An 18,065-nucleotide genomic window follows, 5' to 3' on the forward strand; every position below is an offset into this window, starting at 1 on the left:
TCCTGAAAAATTGGCGTATTGTATTTAATCGATCCTAAAACGAAGCTATTGTAAAATAAAAACATCAATAAATTATTAACATGTCAAAAAGGACGAGTGTGAGAGCGTTAATCAGTGTGAGCGATAAAACGGGAGTTGTAGAGTTTGCCAAGAATTTGGCGGCATTGGATTTTGAGATTATCTCAACGGGCGGAACGTATAAGCTGTTAAAAGAAGAGGGCGTCAAGGCACTTGAAATTTCCGAAGTGACCAAGTTTCCCGAAATGTTCGACGGGCGCGTTAAAACGCTCAATCCGATGATTCACGGAGGCATCTTGCACCGCAGGGATTTACCTTTACATGTCAAAGTCGCCAAAGAGCACGGCATCGAAGGTATCGACTTGGTCTGCGTCAATCTTTACCCGTTTAAAGAGACCATCTCCAAAACGGACGATTTTGATGAAATTATCGAAAATATCGACATCGGCGGTCCGGCGATGGTACGAAGTGCGGCAAAAAATTTTAACGACGTTATGATCGTTACCGACGTGCTCGATTACGACGGCGTCATCGAAGCGATTCGTGAAAAAACCAATACGCTTGAATTTCGACGCGCGTTAATGATCAAAGCGTTCGAGCATACCGCGGCGTACGATAGCATGATCGCCAACTACATGAACAAACGCTTTAACGGAGGTTTCGGTGAAAAGCAGTTTATCGTCGGAACGAAAGCCTTCGATACGCGTTACGGCGAAAACCCGCACCAAAAAGGGGCACTGTACGAGTTTGACTACTTCTTTACGAACAACTTTAAAACACTCAAAGGCGAAGCCAGCTTTAACAATATGACGGACATCAACGGCGCGGTCAAAATTGCCGCGTCTTTCGGCGATCTTCCGGCGGTGTGTATCATCAAACACGCCAATCCGTGCGGTTTTGCCATCGGCGACAATGTGTTCGAGAGCTACGTGAAAGCCTTAAAATGCGATCCTGTTTCGGCTTACGGCGGCGTCGTGGCGATCAACGGAACGCTCGATCGTGCCTTGGCGGAAAAAATCAACGAGATTTTCGTCGAAGTTATCATCGCGGCTAACGTCGATGAAGATGCGTTGCATGTCTTTGACACCAAAAAACGTATCAAAATCTTTACGCAAGAGAGCAAATACTTGGTGCTCAGCGAAGACGCTTACGATTTTAAACATGTCGATGGCGGATTTGTTTTCCAAGAGAGCGACGCGGTCAAAGACGAAGAGATCGCTAACGCTAAATGCCTTAGCCAAAGAACGGCGACGACGCAAGAGTTGAGCGATCTTGAAATCGCCTACAAAGTAGCGGCACTGACCAAATCCAACTGCATTGTTTACGTGAAAGACGCGATGATGGTCGCCATCGGCATGGGAATGACGAGTCGCGTAGATGCGGCGAAAGCGGCACTTCGAAAAGCTGAGGAGATGGGCATCGACGTGAGCGGTGCGGCTCTTGCGAGCGAAGCGTTTTTCCCGTTTCGCGACTCTATCGACGCAGCGGCAGCTGCGGGCGTAAAAGCCATTATCGAGCCGGGCGGCAGTATCCGCGACGACGAAGTCGTCAAAGCCGCCGACGAATACGGCATCGCACTCTACTTTACGGGCGTACGCCACTTCTTGCATTAAACGATCAAAAAGAGGAGAATGAGCTCCTCTTTTTCTTTTGGCACTTTTTGTCTTCCCTATCATTTTGATACTTTTTTAACGCGTCTCGTTTTATAATCCTTTTTACATTGATAATCAAACAGTAAGGCTCTTATGAAAATTTGCGAACGTATGAAAAAAGAGATGATGACGATCAAAGCGTTAGGAGTGGTTTACGGCGACATCGGAACGAGTCCGATTTATACCTTGGCGGTTATTTTTATGATCGTTCCTCCGACGGTTGAGAGTATTTTAGGGATTTTATCGTTTGTTTTTTGGGCATTGGTCGTTTTGGTAACGATTCAATATGCATGGCTTGCCACGAGTTTGAGCCAAAAAGGCGAGGGCGGTACGGTCGTGTTGGTTCAAATCTTAACCCCGTATCTCATGCATGCCAAAACCGGAACGATCGTTTCGATTTTAGGGTTTTTAGGGATTTCCCTTATGATCGGTGATGGGGTGATTACGCCGGCGATCAGTATTTTAAGTGCGGTCGAGGGTGTTTTACTGATTCCGCATTACGAAGAGACGCCGAGACTTTATCTGCTTCTTTTAGCGTCGTTGATCGCGTTAGGGTTGTTTGTCGTTCAAAAAAAAGGCGTCGAGAAGGTTGCCGCGGCATTTGGACCGATTATGGTGGTGTGGTTTTTGAGTTTGGGAAGCGTGGGATTGTTTTACGTTTTTCAAGAGTCTTCCATTCTTTTGGCGATCAATCCGACGTATGCGATTTCGTTTGCGTATCATCATCCTTGGATTACCTTTGTGCTGTTAGCGGACATCGTTCTTGCGACGACCGGAGGCGAAGCGTTGTATGCGGATATGGGGCATTTGGGTCGACTTCCGATCTTAAAAGGGTGGGTCTTTGCGTTTAGCGCATTGGTGCTCAGTTATTTCGGACAAGGATCGTTTTTATTGACGCATCCCGAATGCGTCGGAAGCCCGTTGTTTGAAATGATGCAAGAGTTTGCGCCTTACATGTACGTTCCTTTTTTAGTCTTGACGATCTTGGCGACGATTATCGCGTCGCAGGCGATGATCAGCGGTATTTTTTCCGTTTTGTACCAAGCGATGACGACGCGTATTTTCCCCCATTTTCGCGTTGCGTACACATCGCATGAATTGAACTCTCAAATCTACGTCGGTTCGATCAATTGGTTTTTGTTTATTTGCGTCATCGTGATGCTGTTCGTATTTCAAGAATCCGCCCAATTAGCCGCGGCATACGGTTTGGCGGTTTCGGGAGCGATGAGCATTACGGGGTGTTTGATGTGTATGATTTTCGCGCATCAAAGAGCGTGGATCAAGATGACGTTTTCGGTTCTTTCGGGAGCGACGAGCCTTATTTTCTTTAGCTCTTGTTTGTTAAAAATTCCGCACGGCGGCTATTGGTCTTTGTTGATCGCTTCGGTTCCTTTAGGGTTGATTATTCTCTATACGGAAGGGCAAAAACGGCTGTACGCTTCGTTTATTTCCATTGAAAAAGAGACGTTTGTCAAAGAGTATGAAGCCTACTATGCGTCTCAACCGCACATCGGCGGTACGGCACTTTTCTTTGCACGTAAAAAAGAGAATATTCCGGCATATATCCCCAAAACGATGTTTAAAAACGGCATTATTTACGAGCGAAACGTGATCGTCAAAATGAAGCCTACCAGTGAGCCATTAGGCGTCGAATGCGAACTAAGCACTCTTGCCGCAGGACTTGATTTGCTTGTGATTTTCGTCGGTTACATGGAAATCTTCAATATGGAAACGATTTTAAAAAGCCAAAAAATTAATGAACGTACGATTTTCTACGGTGACGAAGAGATCGTCTCTTCCTCGTTATGGTGGAAACTTTACGGGCTTATTAAAGATATGTCGCCCAATTTCGTAAGCTTTTACAATTTCCCGAACGAAAAGCTTATCGGCGTTTCAAGGCGTGCCGAAATTCGCTAAAGTGCTTGATATAGATTAAGGAATTTTGTCTCAAATAGGGTTATAGTGGTGTCAAAAAAAAAGGACAAAACTATGTTACCCGATACCGCTCACTCTTTCACCGTCCAAGACGCGACGGTGCCGTTTTTTACGTATGAAGCGCACGGCACGTCATACATCTATTTCGATACTTCGGCGTGCATTCCTCCCGAGCCTATGATCAATGCGATGCTGGCACTCGAGCTTTTGGACAGTGTCACGAAAAAAGTCGTGATGATCAACCATCGCTCTCCGGTCGGTTTGTTGGCAAAAGTCGAAAAATTTTACGACATCGAAACGACACAGCTCGAAGAGGGAAAACTGCAATTGATCTTTTCGTACAAAGAAGGCATAAGCGATCAAGCCGATCTTAGCCAAAAACAGTGTGCGGGTTAAGACGATGCGATCACTCGCGACCGAAATGGCTCCGCCGTTTGCTTTGGTAGCACATTTTTTTATTGCCGCCGTGATTTTCCTTCTTTTAAGCACGGTAGCACTTTTTGAGGTTTACCCCGATCTTTCCGGTTACGGAATCTCTTTTAGCCTCGCCTCATTTGCCCATTTATACCTTTTGGGTTTCGTGATGATGGTCATCTTCGGAGCGATGTACCAACTGCTGCCGGTCGTCTTGGAAATACCGCTTTTCTCCAAAGATTTTGCCTACGTGCAGTTTTACGCTTACGTGATTGGGCTGAGTATGATGGTCACAGGGTTTCGCTATCTTGAATGGCATCTTTTGATCGCTTACGGCGGGTTTTTAACCTACATGTCAATCGCTATTTTTTGCGCGAACGTCTTTTTAACCTTCTACCGCTTGGAAAAAAACAGTATCGTCAGCAGTTATTTGCTCATGGGAACGGTCTTTTTAGCGGTTGCGGTCACGCTTGGCATTTTGTTGGGGTTTGTTTTAGCGCACGGCATGCTCAGTATCGACATCGACGCGTGGGTCAAAGCCCATGTTATCGGCACGCTTTTCGGATTTGTCATGATGATCGTTATGGGCGTTTCGATGGTGCTGATTCCGATGTTCTCTCTAGCGCACGGCTTCAAAGACCGCTACATTCATGCAGCGTTATTTTTGCACGGTATCGGCGTAAGCGTTGCGATTTTAGCTTTGGTCGCGGCGTTGCCTGCGGTGGTATTTTATGCGGGTATCGGGTCGGTGCTTATCTCGATGGGGTTGTACCTGTTTCAGATGGGAATTATTTTTAGCGTTAGGGTGCGAAAGCAAAACGATTATTGGGTAAAAAATCTCTTTTTCTCGTTTTTGTCGCTTCTCGGTGCGATGGTGATGCTGCTGCTTTTTTTCATCGAGACTCAGGAGCGTTATTTATTTGCGGCGGCGGAACTCTTTTTCTTCGGGTTTTTGTTGGCGTTCATCGTCGGACATTTATACAAGATTTTGCCGTTTTTAATTTGGTATAAAACTTTTTCTCCGCTTGTCGGGAAACAGAAAGTGCCGCTTTTGCATCAAATGGTTCATACTAAAAGTGCCGATATACAGGCTTTTTTACTGTTTATTTCCGTCGTGTGTTTAAGCATTGCGACGCTCTTGCCACTTCAAGTTCTTTTCTACGGTGCAAGTTTGGGCGTGATGTCGAGTGTTGTGTTGGTTGCGTTTAACGTTGTTTACGCATTTACGTATAAAGGAGAAAACTAAAATGACATGTAGCGAACATGAAGTGTATCAAGCTATCCAAACCGTGATCGATCCGGAAGTCGGTTTCGACATCGTTTCTTTAGGGTTAATTTACGGCGTACGCGTTGAAGGAGAAGACGTTTACGTACGTATGACGCTTTCGACGAAAGGGTGTCCGTTGCATGAATTGATGCAACAATGGACGAAAGAGGCGGTTTTGAAGTTAGAAAACGTTGCAACATGTACGATCGAGCTCGTGTGGGAACCCGCTTGGAATATCTCGATGGCAAACGATACCGTCAAACAAGCACTCGGTGTTTAAAAATAGAAGATACTCTCTCGTTTTTAGTCGATCTTTAGTTACAATCGATAGAATATGTATTATAATGGGTAAACGTAAGGTTTTTGGGGGAAAAGAATGCACGTGGTAACAAAAGTACGCAGTGAGAGTGTCGACGTCGTCGTTACGGGGACGATTAAAACCGTGAGTGATACGCAAGCAATTAAAGACGCCGTTTTAAAAGCGCATACGAGTCATCTCGACGTTCCGATTCGGCTTCTTCTTCAAGACTCGTTTATTATCACCTCTTCGTTAATCGGTTTCTTAATTAAAGTAATTAAGATGGATCATTATGCTCTTATCGTAGAAGTCGGAAGTTTAGAGCTTTACGAGATGCTTGAAGATATGAACTTGATTGAAATTATGAACGTGCGAAAGGCATCGGTATGAAAAAGGGCATCGGAACGAAAATCGGCTTTACGCTTATTCCGCTTTTGCTGGTAAGTTTTGTTATTTTACAATTCGTGATCGTAGGCGAGTTTAAAAAATCTTCGCAAATTCAAAGCGAAAACAATCTCAATCTTTTGAGCCAATCGGTTTTTCAAACGGTACGTGCCGCTATGAATTTGGGCGATAGAGCATTGATCGAAAAATCGCTCAAAGACGCCGAGGGAATGAAAGGCATTAAAGAGCTCAAAATCCATCAAGCTCAAAGCGTCATCGATACGTTTGGCATCGATGCTAAACCCTCAACGGAAGAAGCCGTCGTCGCTATTTTTAAAAATCCCGTCCAAACAAGTTCGACTTTGGATGATGCTAAAGGGCATCGTTTGCGTCTTTTAAAGCCGCTGATTGCCGAGCAAGATTGTCTTGCCTGTCATGCAACGTCTCAAAAAGGCGATGTTTTGGGCGTCATGGATATGACGTTTTCGTTTGAGGAGATCGATGCTTACATCGGTTCGATCAGTTGGAAGCTCATTACGATTTTTGCTTTTTCGTTACTGGTGACGTCGATTTTGATTATGTGGGTTTTAAAAAGCGTGGTCGGAAATCCTTTGGGTATTTTGTTGGAAAGAATTAAAAATCTCTCCGGCGGAAGCGGCGATTTAACCGCACGCGTCAATATTAACAGTCAAGACGAGATGGGAGACATTGCTCATCATATTAACCTTTTTATCGAAAAAATTCAGTCGATTATCGTCACGTCGCAAACGATTTCGAAAAACGTCGAACATACGGGCGAGACGCTCAATACCAATGCCGTTACCTTTTCGCAAGGCGTTTTTGAACAAGCCAAACAGATTAAAACGTCGTTTGATCTGATGAAAGATATCGAAGCCGATCTTGATCTTTCCGAAGAGTTGGCAATCCACACCGTTGAAGACAATAATGCTTCTTTTAGTGTTTTGGAGCGCATGAGTTTATCGTTAAACGACGTCGTTCAAAAAATCAACGGTGCAAGCGAGCAAGAACAAGATATGGCGCACCAAATACAAAGCGTCGTCGCTCAAACCGACCAAATTAAAGGCGTCTTAGAGATGATCAAAGATATTGCCGATCAGACCAATCTTCTAGCCCTCAATGCCGCCATCGAAGCCGCGCGCGCGGGCGAACACGGACGAGGGTTTGCGGTCGTTGCCGATGAAGTGCGAAAACTTGCCGAGCGCACGCAAAAATCTCTAGCAGAGATCGACGCGACGATTAGCGTTATCGTTCAAGGCGTAACGCAACTCAGTGCGCATATGGAAACCAATGCGGACAATATTCGCCTAATTTCAGACAATGCCGTTGAAGTGCAAAACGAGACGGAAGAGACGCGAAATCGCACGATTCAATCCATCGAAATTTCGAAAAAAGCGTCTAAAAAAGTCGTCGAAATTTCCCACTTAACCAACCAAATGATGGAGCAGATGAAAAAGACGCTGAGTCTTTCGAACAATAACGAAAAGATTGCCGAAGAGCTCTCCGTCATTTCCGGAAAAATGTTAGAATCGTCTCAAAACTTGGACTCAACGCTCTCGTCGTTTAAAGTATGATGCAAAGGGCTTTTAGCCTTTTTGCATCGTTTCGATTTTTTCTTCAAGCTCTAGCCATGCTTCGATCAGCGGCTCTAAAGCGTCTTCTTTCAAACGTAAATCTTCCGACAGTTTGCTTAATCCGATCTTTTGGTAGCAATCGGGATTTTCAAGGCATTTTCTAATCGCTTTGATCTCTTCTTCAAGGGTTTCGATTTGATGCGGAAGCGTTTTAAGGGCTTGTTGCTCTTTGTAGCTCAGCTTAAGCGTCATCGCCTCTTTATTCTTTTGCGTTTTGGAAGAGCTCTCCTTAGCCTCGCTTGACGTTTCGTTTTCCATGGCTTCAAGTTCGGCAATCTCTTTTTCGATTTCAAGGTATTCGCTGTAGTTTTGATAACTCTCTTCGATACGTCCGTCGCCTTTGAAGACGTAAAGCTTCGTAGCGATTTTATCGACGAAATAACGATCGTGGCTGACAAAAATAACCGCACCTTGAAAACTTTGAATGTACTCTTCTAAAATGTTAATCGTTGGTATATCCAAATCGTTGGTCGGTTCGTCCAAAATCAAACAATCGACTTCTTGGGTAAACAAAAGTGCCAATGCCACGCGATTTTTTTCGCCGCCGCTCAAAACGCCTATTTTTTTTGCCAAATCTTCTTTGGGAAAAAGGAAGTTTTTGAGGTACCCGAAGACGTGCATATTTTTTCCTTTAACGTCTACGCGATCACCTCCGTTAGGACAAAACGTTGCGAGCAGGTCTTTGGTGTCGTCAAGCATGGCACGTTGTTGGTCGAAGTAGCCTATTTTAAACTCTCCTTTTTTAATGCTCCCTTGATCGATGGCTAAATCACCGAGGAGAATTTTGAGAAGGGTCGATTTTCCGGCACCGTTTTTACCGACGATCGCAATGCGGTCTTTTTGCAAAATGCGCGCGCTAAAAGCCTTGATAAGAGGCTTGTCGCCGAGCGTTTTAGCGATGGATTCCATTTCGAACAACATCTTTTGCTTATTGAGAATCTTGTCGCCGTTAAAGTTGTGCTTTTCACGCTCTAGCTCCAATTTGAGCTTGCGAACGAGTGAGGGATTTTTTTTTGCCTGATCGCGTAATTCAAAAACCCTTTGTTTGCGTCCTTCATTACGTTTGAGTCTGGCTTTAACGCCGCGTCTTAACCACTCTTCTTCGCCTTTTAAGTATTTGAGAAGATTTTCGTGTTGTTTTTGCAACGAAAGAATGAGCAGTTCTTTACATGTCAAATAGCGTTCGTATCCTCCATCGAAACTGCGTAACGAAGCTTCTTCGATTTCGATTGTACGTGTTGCGATTCGGTCGATAAAATAACGATCGTGCGAAATAAAGAGCAACGTAAATTTACCGTTCAAAATCATCTGTTCTAAAAATTCGACCATATAGACGTCCAAGTGGTTTGTCGGTTCGTCTAAAAGCAAAATATCGGGTTTTTGTAAAATCAGACCTGCAAGCGTAACACGGCGTTGTTCACCTCCGCTTAGCATCGTTACGTCGCTTTGTTCAAATTGTTTCAGGTCGAAAACTTCCAAAACACGTTCGATTTTTTCATCTAAATTCCATGCATCGTGCAGTTCTAAATAGCTTACGAGTTCACTTTGTTCTTTTAAAAGCGATGCATTTTGAAAGTCGGTTTCCAATGTTTTGAGGAGTTCATGATAGCGCATCAAAGCAACTTTAAGCTCTTTAAGACTCTCTTCAATCGCCTCTTTAACGTTCATGCCTTCTTTAAAACGCGGTGTCTGATCGAGCATACCGATCGTCGTGTTTTTTTGAAGAATACGCCTACCTTCGTCCGGTTCCAATATGCCGTAGAGAATCTTCATTAAGGTCGATTTCCCGCCGCCGTTTTTGCCGATGAGGGCGACGCGTTCGTTTGCGTGGAGCGAAAAGTCGACGTCGGAGAGAATTTTTTGCGTTTCGTATGCTTTATGAATGCCGATAAGATCTAGAAGTGCCAAACGAGTACCTTGTTTTTACGCGTATTATACCATTAAGCGGGCAAAGCAAAAAGCCTTGCCCGAAGAAGCGATTACGATTGGAATTGGTTGAGTTTGTTGTTTAGATTTTCCGCTAAACGGGAGAGATGATCCGCTGCCGCGGCAATTTCCTCGACGCTACGTGCGTTTTGGCTGGTAAGCGTGTTAATATTGGAGACCATTTCGACGATTTTATCGGTATCTTGCGAAATTTTTCGCGAATTTGTAGCGTTGGAAGCTACCGTCGTGACGGTTTCGTTCATCACGTTCGTCGTATCGACGATAGTCTCTTCGACACCGTTTGATACGCTTGATAGCCTTTGAATATTACGTGCGTTTTTATTCATTTGATCTGAAGAATCGACGATGGCTTGTACGATCACGTTAATCGTCGCATTAATTTCGGTTAACGATGTTTGCGTACGCTCGGCAAGTTTTCGCACTTCATCGGCAACGACCGCAAAACCTCGTCCGTGTTCGCCCGCGCGCGCGGCTTCGATGGCGGCATTGAGGGCTAAAAGATTGGTTTGATCGGCAATATCGGAGATGACCGTTAAAATATGTTTTACTTGTTCGGCGTCATGACTCATCTGCTCTAATTTTTGAGCTAAGGCAGTTTCGGATTGGCTAGCACCTTCAACGTCGTTTCGAAGCGTAATGATCTCATTTTTGGCGCGTGAGAGTTTGTCGTTTGCCAAAGCAATTTTATCTTTCGTGACATCCGATAATTTAGCGGTTTCTTGAACGAACGTTTTAATGGTATCGATTTCGTGAATCGTATTTTCGACGATCAGCGAGCTTTGTTCGGCGTTACGTCCGATTTGCATACTGGTGGTGCTAAGCTCATGCGATACCGAAGCGTTTTCGCTGGAAGAATTTTTGGCATCGATAATCGTCTGCTCTAACGTATGAACAAGCGCGTTGAAACTGTCGACGATTTCTTTGATTTCGTTGGCTTTATCGTAAGGAATACGAAAATTAAGGCGTTTGTGTTGAACAAACCCAGTGATGCTATCGCGAATCAGATGAACGCCGTGCATAATATTTTTACGGATGTAAAACGTCGTGATAAAAATCGTTACGCCAACAAGCAGTAAAACGACGAACATCCACGTATCGGCATTGCGTTTCACGTCGATTGCATTATTCGCCATTTTTTTGGAAACTTCGATATTGTATTTGATGTGCGCATCCAAGGCTTTTGTAAAATCGAGTAACGTAGGGCGGCTTTTATTGAGCAATGCCGCAGCTTCAACGGTTTTATTTTCCTTAGAGAGTTTGCTGACATTTGCGATGATTTCTAACGCTTTGCCGAGCATAACGCGATCTTTGGCTAAATGCTCTTTATCTTTTTCATCGGAAACCATCGTTTCATACGTTTTAAACGATGCTTCGATGCTTTGCCTTACTTTTTGAATCGCTTCGTCGCGTTTGACTTTTTCTTCCGGTGCATCATGGGTAATATGTTCCCATAGATTCAGACGCAAGCGATAGCCGTTTTGGATCGTATCGTTGAGAAGATCGATGCTTGGAATGGAATTGACGTTCGCATAGTTCGTCTCGTCGTAAACGTGCTCCATCTTTTGTAACGCGATACCGAAAATCGTACATGTACCTAAAATTGCTACCGCAAATATGCCCGTTAGCTGTTTTCCGATTGTCATAGTTTCCCCCTTACTATATAACATCAAATAGATCGTAAACTTATTTTCCTAACAATACGTTTAAACTCTCTTTTACTGATAATCAAATAAACAAGTTTTTGATAATGTATAGAGAAAGGATACACTACGATGCGTGACAAATGCGTTGCAATGTTATGATTTAGAAAATATTGATCAAATCTTGGTATCATACGGCACTTTATCGCATGAAGGATGCATGGAATGTTAGAATGGATTTTAGGGCTTTATTGTCTTTATCTTTTGATCAAGCTTTATGCCGCTTTGATGGAGATCGGCTTTGTCGAAAAAGCACAACGGTTTGAACCGGTTATCTTATCGGCTGTGAATTATACCAAAGCCGCCGCGTACAAAATAGCATCGCAAAAACTCTTGTTAACGACGACGTTGTACGATTTTATCCTCTTTTTTGCTTGGATCGGTTTTGGGTTGCGACGTTTGGACGAAATCGTGATTTTTGAAAACACTCTTTTAAATTCCGCCGCTTACGTGTTGGTTTTTAGCGCGATCAATTATCTTTTAACGCTTCCGTTTGAGATTTACCAAACATTCGGGCTTGATAAAAAGTTCGGTTTTTCAACGATTACCCCTCGAACTTTTGTGCTCGATCAGTGTAAATCCGCCGTGATGTTTGTACTCTTCGGCGGAGCTTTTTTTGCCGCAATGGTGTCTATTATCGATACGTTTAAGGATTGGTGGATTTACGGATTTGTGTTTTCGTTTGCGGTCGTTTTGTTTATCAATATGATCTATCCCATCGTGATCGTTCCGATGTTTAACAAACTGACGCCGCTTCAAGACGAAACGTTACAAGGTGCGATTGAACGTTTGCTGGAAAAAGCGGGGCTTCACAGTAGCGGTGTTTTTTGTTTGGACGCCAGTAAAAGAGACAACCGTTTGAATGCGTATTTTGGGGGCTTAGGGCGTTCGAAGCGGGTTGTTTTATTCGATACGCTGATCGCGAAACTGACGACGTCTGAATTGTTGGCGGTTTTAGGACATGAACTGGGACATTTTGCACACAAAGATATTCTGAAAAATATTGCCGCGAGTGCTTTGATGCTTTTGGTGATGTTTGCACTTTTTGGAAACCTTCCTCTAGCGTTGTTTGAATCTTTACATGTAGAACCGAGCGCGCATGCTATCATCGCTCTTTTTCTGTTGTTCTCTCCCGTCATTTCGTTTGCGATGATGCCTTTGTTTGGGCTAATGAGCCGTTACAACGAATACCGAGCCGACGCTTACGGAAGCGAATGTGAAAATCAAGAAGCCTTGCGTGACGCATTGATGAAGCTCGCCGATGAAAATAAAAGCTTTCCTTTTGCCCACCCTTTAACGATCGCGCTTTATTTTACCCATCCGCCGTTAACCAAACGGTTGGAACGGCTCGGTATGCATTTTGAGTCTTCGACGAAGGACGCGTGTGCGCATTAAAGAGATCATCGCTCATTATGCGCGTTTGTTAAAAGACGTCAGCGACGTTCCTCAAAAAGAGGTCATGGTGCTTTTAGCGGAACTTTTACGCCAAGAGGCGAGCTGGCTTGTAGCGCACGGTGACGAAGAGATCGTTTTGCCTTTGCTTTTTGAAGAATGGATGAACCGACGTATGCGGCATGAACCGTTAGAATATATCTTAGGGCGTGCCGAATTTTACGCCAAAACGTTTTACGTCGATTCAAACGTTTTAATCCCGCGTCCCGAAACGGAACTTTTGGTCGATAAGGTCGTAGAAGAAGCTCGCGCTTTAAATGCGCCCGTGATTGTTGAGATCGGTACGGGAAGCGGCATTATCGCTATTATGACGGCGCATTTACTGCCCGATGCTTCGATTATAGCCGTCGATATTTCAGGTGAGGCGTTAAAGGTTGCAAAAAAAAATGCACGTTTACACGGGGTTGAAGATCGTATCGAATTTATCGAGGGGAGTTATTTGGCTGGTATTCAAAAACCGATCGATATTTTAGTATCGAATCCGCCTTATATCGCTTTGGGTGAGCCTTTAGCCCAAGGGCTTTCGTACGAGCCTTCGTTGGCACTGTTCGGAGGAGAAAAAGGCGATGAAATGTTGTGTCGCATCATCGACTTATACGTTTTTCATAACATTAAAACCCTTATCTGCGAAATGGGATACGATCAGCGAATCGCCTTGACATGTTATGCCGAGCAAAAAGGTCTAGAGATCGAGTTTTACAAAGATTTAGCGGGCTTGGATCGCGGATTTTGGATTAAGGAGCAAAAATGAAAAGTTTAACATCGCTTTATTTGATGGTGTTAGGAGTTGCGTTAGGTGTTGAAATTGCGGCGGGTGCTTTTGTCGCTCCGGTCATTTTCTTTCCTCAAAAGTATTTGGGAGAAGGTGTCTTAACACATTTTCAAAGCGGTATTTTGATGACGCAAGTTTTTTTGAAAACCAACCTTGTGATCGGTTTTATTGCACTTTACAGTATGATTTTTGAAGTGCAAACGACGATGGCACGCAAACGAAACGATATGCTTTCGTTTTTTCTTTCTTTAGGTTGTGCCATTGCAACGGGCTTATTTATTTTTTATTATACGCCTTTTATCGTTCATGCCCAACAATTAGGAGCAGAGCATACGACCGGAGAAGCTTTTTTGAGGATGCACAAACAAAGCGAACTCGTTATGAAAGTGCTCATGGGATTTCAGTTGATTCTTTTTTTAAGACGAGGGTGGTTGGCTCAACGTTAAAAGAGGGAAGTGTGATCTTCCCTCTTTTTTGATGAGGTTTTGAGGAGTTACGGGGTTGGGTTTAATCCATTTGGTGGCGAATGTATGTTGGAATATCAAGATAATCGTCTTGTCCTTCATAGCCGCCGCTGACTTTTTTCAGGCGTAAAATACGCTCTTTTTTAATTGCTTCTTGGTTCGTGTTGAGTGCTTTTAGCTCTTTGGCTTCTGCTTTATTTTCAAATCCCGTTGCGACGATCGTGACTTTGACACTATTTTCAGGCATATTTTCATCGGTCGTCGTACCGAAAATGACGTCGGCGTCTTCATCGGCACAATCCATAATGAGTCCCATCGCCGTACTGATTTCGTTCAACGGATACGTTGGAGGAAGTTGGAAATGAACGAGTACGCCTAAAGCACCGTTAATCGACATGTTGTCCAATAACGGAGATTCGATGGCGCTTTTGATCGCTTCGATCGCCGCTTCGTCTCCGGTACTTTCACCGATACCCATCAACGCCATACCTCGGTGACTCATAACGGTTTGTACGTCGGCAAAGTCAACGTTAATATCGCTTTGTCCCGAAGAAAGAACGACCAAACTCATACCGCCGACCGCACGACTTAAAACGTCGTCGACGATTCGAAAGCTGTCTTTAATACCGAATTTTGCATCAACGATAGAGAGGAGTTTATCGTTAGGGATAATAACGATCGAATCGCTTTCTTTGCGAAGTTCGTTAATCCCGAGATCGGCAAGTTTCGCGCGTTTTTTACCTTCGAACGCAAACGGGCGCGTGACGACGGCAACGGTTAACGCTCCGACTTCTTTTGCCGCTTGTGCAACGATCGGTGCGGCACCTGTACCGGTACCTCCGCCGAATCCCGAAGCGATGAAAACGATGTCGGATTTTTCAAGAGAACTTTTAATCTCATCATAGCTTTCCAAGGCGGATTCTTTTCCGACTTCAGGGCGCATACCCGCACCCAACCCTTTTTTACCGAGTTGAATTTTTGTTTTTGCTAAACAATTTTCCAAGGCTTGCGCATCCGTATTGGCGGCAATAAGGTCGATGCCGTTAATGCCTTCTCGGACCATATGGTTAATCATGTTACCGCCGCCGCCGCCGACGCCGATCACTTTTATTTTAGCGCCGTAAACACCTTTTGATTCTTCTATGCTAAATCCGTTCATAACCCCGTACCCCTCTCTAAAATAGTTGTGTCAATCTGTTCCATAACTTTGCGCCGAAGCCCTCGCTATGTTCTTCTTGGATATTGGCCAAGTCTTTCAGTTTTTCTTTTGCGTTGTCTGTTTGTAATTTTATGTTCGTATTGGTTGTTGTCGGTTCATTTTCTATCATCTCGTCATCATCTATGTCGTCAAAAAGTTTTTCTTGATGGTGGTGGCGACTCGGTTCAATCGTCTCTTCTTTGTAACGTAATTTTTTATTGGAATCGATTTCATACGGCGTAAATTGACCGCCCCCGTAAAGCACAAGTCCAATAGCGGTTGAATAGCTTGGATCGCGTAAGGTTTCAAAAAGTCCGTCTATTTCTCTGGGTTTAGCGATACGGATCGGCACATTGTCGAAAATAGCAGAGGCTAATTCTCGAATACCGTCTAGTTTCGTCATACCGCCCGTTAAAACCACGCCCGCACCGATTTGTTCTTTAAAGCTACTGTCTTCAAGTGCTTTGGCTAAAATCATTAAGGTCTCTTCGACACGAACGTAAATGACGTTGGAAACGATATTGAGCGAAACTTCATGCGTGGAACCGTCGTCTCCGATCACGGGAAGTTCGATCAGTTCGTTAGAGTTGTTTTTTAAAGAACCGTAATTGATCTTGATTTCTTCGGCCGCTCCCAAAGGCGTATGAAGTGCCGTCGATAAATCGTTGGTAATATTAAGCGATCCGACGCCTAAATAGTCGTTAAAACGCATTGAGTTACCCGCATGGATCATAACGTTACACGTCGCGCCGCCCATATCGATAACCGCAACGCCGAGTTCGCGTTCATCGTGGTTTAAAACGGCGATAGCAGATGCGTAGCAGTTCAAAACGATATTGTCAATTTCGACGCCTGCGGATTTCACGGCTTTTCGAAGATTGCTTAACGATGATTTTTGTGCGGTAATGATATGTACTTGTACTTCGAGCCTCGCGCCGTTCATTCCTAGCGGATCTTCAATAAATTCTTGGTCGTCGACTTTAAAGTTGTAAGGTAATACATGGAGTTTTTCGTATTCGTTCGGAATGTTGGCATTGTGATCCGCCATTTGCATGGCTCGGTTAATCTCTTTGATGCCGATGTCACGGTTAGGAATATTAACGATACCGCTACTGTCGACACTTTTCGTATATGCTCCGGAGATGGAAACGATCACGCGTTCGTACTGTGTACCGGCAACACGTTTTGCATCGTTGAGTGCATTGCGAATGGATTTTGAAGCAAGGTCGATATTGGTAATAATACCTTTTTTTAGACCCTGAGACTTTGCAATACCCGCGCCTAAGATTTTGATGTCGCCGTCATCACTTTTTTGAGCAATAATTGCGCAAATCTTGGTTGAACCAATGTCAATGCCTAAAATCGTAGTGCTCAACTATTTTCCTTTATAATATTGCTCGATCGGATAAATCGTCGCAAGCTTTTTAATCAGATTTTGATTCAAGTCCGTTTGCTTAGCTTGAGCCACATTCTCGCTAATCATACTAACGTATTGCTTAGCTTTGTCATTATTAAGCAACTTTTGTTCCAAAATCTCGTAAACAATGGCTTTTCCGTCAATAACTTGATAACCTTTTTTAGCGGTGTTATCAAAAACGTGACTTAAAAATTCGGTACTTTTCGCTTCGTTAAGACCCGCAATCGATTTCACGCTGTCGCGACTAACAAAGCCGATGTCGGTACCGTTAAACGTATCGAGTCTGGCTTGTGCTTTTTTCTCCAGTGCCGCCGATTTGAGTTCGTCGAGAAGGTTTTTAGCGGCTTCTTTTTTAGCAAGTTCGTAAGGCATGGGCTCCGGGAATTTAATCTCTTTGACTTTGGCGACGACGTAGCGATTATCCACAATGAACGGTTTTAACACTTCGTCTTTTGCCGCCGTTTGGATTTTATCGACCGGAAACGCAGCATCGTCGTCGTAAATCGTTTTTGTTTCCGTAGCGTTGGTTTCGCCTTTTTTAAACGCTAAATACGTTTCAAGTGCCGTTTTCTTATCGCCTTTGAGTTTGAAATCTTTCAAGAGCGCGTCTCTTGCCTCGTCAAAGCTCATCAATTTACCGTCTTGATGCGTGTAATTATGTTTTTCTTGTGCGTAAAATTCTTCCAACTCTTTTGGATCGACTTTGGCATCCGAAGAAGCGATCGTAATCAGATCGATTAGGTAACTTTTTTTCGTGAGGTAGTTTGATTTGTGCGCATCCCAATAGGTTTTAATCTGCTCTTCGTTCACGTTGACTTCGTTAGGTTCTAGCGTTACGGATGCAATGGATAGGCGATCTTCCATAAAAAATGCCGATGTAAAAAGCTCGATCTCTTTTTGTGTTGCGGGAAGCTTAAACGCTTTTTCCAACTTGGCGTATAAAATCTCTTTTTCCAAGCTTTTTTCGTAGTCGCTCGGGTTGATTCGGTTGGCTTTTAAAATCGAGTAATAAAGCTCTTTGCTAAACGTGCCGTTATTTTGAAAATTCGGCGTGTTGACCAAGCGTTCCTTGACGTCTTCTTTTGTGGCCAAAAGTCCTATTTCATCGGCATAATTAAGCATAAGCGATTGATTGATAAGATTTTGCATTACGATTTTATCGAGACCCATTTGCTCGGCTTGTTCTTGGGTAAGTTTGCCGCCTAGAAGGTTGTTGTACAGCGCGAAGTGATTGGCATAGGCAGATTGAAATTCTTGTACGGAGATGGAACGGTGACCGACTTTTGCTACGGAAGCCGCACGGTCTTTATTTAAATCGTAAGCACCCCAGCCTACAAAACCGGCTCCTACGAAAGCGATCGTACTGATCCAAATCGTAACGACCAAGTATTTTTTATGACGTTGCATCCACGTAATCATTCAAGCCCTTTAAGAACGGTGTATTTTGATATAATTCTATCCATATAGTTATTAAATAACGATAAATTCAAAGAAT

The 18,065-nt window shown here is 43.8% G+C and carries 15 protein-coding genes; 10 read left to right on the plus strand and 5 right to left on the minus strand.

What is annotated here, in order from left to right; genetic code table 11:
• Positions 1 to 98: 98 nt before the first annotated feature.
• The 7 genes from purH (at position 99) to UCH003_RS05105 (ending at position 7,560) form a co-directional block, all read left to right on the plus strand.
• Positions 99 to 1,631: a bifunctional phosphoribosylaminoimidazolecarboxamide formyltransferase/IMP cyclohydrolase gene (gene purH / locus UCH003_RS05075; protein WP_060825682.1), complete on the plus strand. Its 1,533-nt coding sequence runs from the start codon at positions 99 to 101 to the stop codon at positions 1,629 to 1,631.
• 132 nt (positions 1,632 to 1,763) lie between these two features.
• Positions 1,764 to 3,587: a KUP/HAK/KT family potassium transporter gene (locus UCH003_RS05080; protein ID WP_060825683.1), complete on the plus strand. Its 1,824-nt coding sequence runs from the start codon at positions 1,764 to 1,766 to the stop codon at positions 3,585 to 3,587.
• A 72-nt stretch (positions 3,588 to 3,659) separates the two neighbouring features.
• Positions 3,660 to 4,001, plus strand: coding sequence for a hypothetical protein (locus tag UCH003_RS05085; protein WP_060825684.1), 342 nt, complete (start codon positions 3,660 to 3,662; stop codon positions 3,999 to 4,001).
• Between the two features lie 4 nt (positions 4,002 to 4,005).
• Positions 4,006 to 5,265, plus strand: a complete 1,260-nt coding sequence (locus UCH003_RS05090; RefSeq protein WP_060825685.1) for a hypothetical protein — start codon at positions 4,006 to 4,008, stop codon at positions 5,263 to 5,265.
• Position 5,266: 1 nt separating this feature from the next.
• On the plus strand, positions 5,267 to 5,566 hold the full coding sequence (locus tag UCH003_RS05095) for a metal-sulfur cluster assembly factor (RefSeq protein ID WP_041963334.1): 300 nt from the start codon (positions 5,267 to 5,269) through the stop codon (positions 5,564 to 5,566).
• A 102-nt stretch (positions 5,567 to 5,668) separates the two neighbouring features.
• Positions 5,669 to 5,974: a hypothetical protein gene (locus UCH003_RS05100; RefSeq protein WP_060825686.1), complete on the plus strand. Its 306-nt coding sequence runs from the start codon at positions 5,669 to 5,671 to the stop codon at positions 5,972 to 5,974.
• Positions 5,971 to 7,560: a methyl-accepting chemotaxis protein gene (locus tag UCH003_RS05105; RefSeq protein ID WP_060825687.1), complete on the plus strand. Its 1,590-nt coding sequence runs from the start codon at positions 5,971 to 5,973 to the stop codon at positions 7,558 to 7,560. The genes UCH003_RS05100 and UCH003_RS05105 overlap by 4 nt, the downstream gene beginning before the upstream one ends.
• 12 nt (positions 7,561 to 7,572) lie before the next feature.
• Here UCH003_RS05105 and UCH003_RS05110 read toward each other — a convergent pair whose 3' ends face one another.
• Both UCH003_RS05110 and UCH003_RS05115 read right to left on the minus strand, forming a co-directional pair.
• On the minus strand, positions 7,573 to 9,528 hold the full coding sequence (locus UCH003_RS05110) for an ABC-F family ATP-binding cassette domain-containing protein (protein ID WP_060825688.1): 1,956 nt from the start codon (positions 9,526 to 9,528) through the stop codon (positions 7,573 to 7,575).
• 71 nt (positions 9,529 to 9,599) lie between these two features.
• Complete coding sequence (locus UCH003_RS05115) at positions 9,600 to 11,210, minus strand: methyl-accepting chemotaxis protein (RefSeq protein WP_060825689.1); 1,611 nt, start codon at positions 11,208 to 11,210, stop codon at positions 9,600 to 9,602.
• Between the two features lie 222 nt (positions 11,211 to 11,432).
• On the opposite strand from UCH003_RS05115, the gene UCH003_RS05120 reads away from it, so the two are divergent.
• From UCH003_RS05120 to UCH003_RS05130, 3 genes are read left to right on the plus strand one after another with little or no spacing between them, the layout of a single operon-like run.
• Complete coding sequence (locus tag UCH003_RS05120; protein WP_060825690.1) at positions 11,433 to 12,662, plus strand: M48 family metallopeptidase; 1,230 nt, start codon at positions 11,433 to 11,435, stop codon at positions 12,660 to 12,662.
• On the plus strand, positions 12,652 to 13,470 hold the full coding sequence (gene prmC, locus UCH003_RS05125; protein WP_060825691.1) for a peptide chain release factor N(5)-glutamine methyltransferase: 819 nt from the start codon (positions 12,652 to 12,654) through the stop codon (positions 13,468 to 13,470). The genes UCH003_RS05120 and prmC overlap by 11 nt, the downstream gene beginning before the upstream one ends.
• On the plus strand, positions 13,467 to 13,937 hold the full coding sequence (locus tag UCH003_RS05130; RefSeq protein WP_041963341.1) for a DUF4149 domain-containing protein: 471 nt from the start codon (positions 13,467 to 13,469) through the stop codon (positions 13,935 to 13,937). Before prmC ends, UCH003_RS05130 begins: the two co-directional genes overlap by 4 nt.
• A gap of 61 nt (positions 13,938 to 13,998) precedes the next feature.
• On the opposite strand, the gene ftsZ is transcribed toward UCH003_RS05130, so the two are convergent.
• Genes ftsZ through UCH003_RS05145 form a run of 3 tightly spaced genes read right to left on the minus strand, consistent with a single transcriptional unit; the run spans position 13,999 to position 17,989 of the window.
• The gene (gene ftsZ / locus UCH003_RS05135) at positions 13,999 to 15,114 is read right to left on the minus strand and encodes a cell division protein FtsZ (protein WP_039672787.1); all 1,116 of its coding nucleotides are present in this window, start codon (positions 15,112 to 15,114) and stop codon (positions 13,999 to 14,001) included.
• A 16-nt stretch (positions 15,115 to 15,130) separates the two neighbouring features.
• Positions 15,131 to 16,528 carry a cell division protein FtsA gene (gene ftsA / locus UCH003_RS05140; protein ID WP_060825692.1) on the minus strand — a complete coding sequence of 466 codons (1,398 nt, stop codon included), beginning with the start codon at positions 16,526 to 16,528 and terminating at the stop codon, positions 15,131 to 15,133.
• Positions 16,529 to 17,989, minus strand: coding sequence for a peptidylprolyl isomerase (locus UCH003_RS05145; protein WP_060825693.1), 1,461 nt, complete (start codon positions 17,987 to 17,989; stop codon positions 16,529 to 16,531).
• Between the last annotated feature and the right edge of the window lie 76 nt (positions 17,990 to 18,065).

It is taken from the genome of Sulfurospirillum cavolei, from assembly GCF_001548055.1.
Classification (GTDB): domain Bacteria; phylum Campylobacterota; class Campylobacteria; order Campylobacterales; family Sulfurospirillaceae; genus Sulfurospirillum.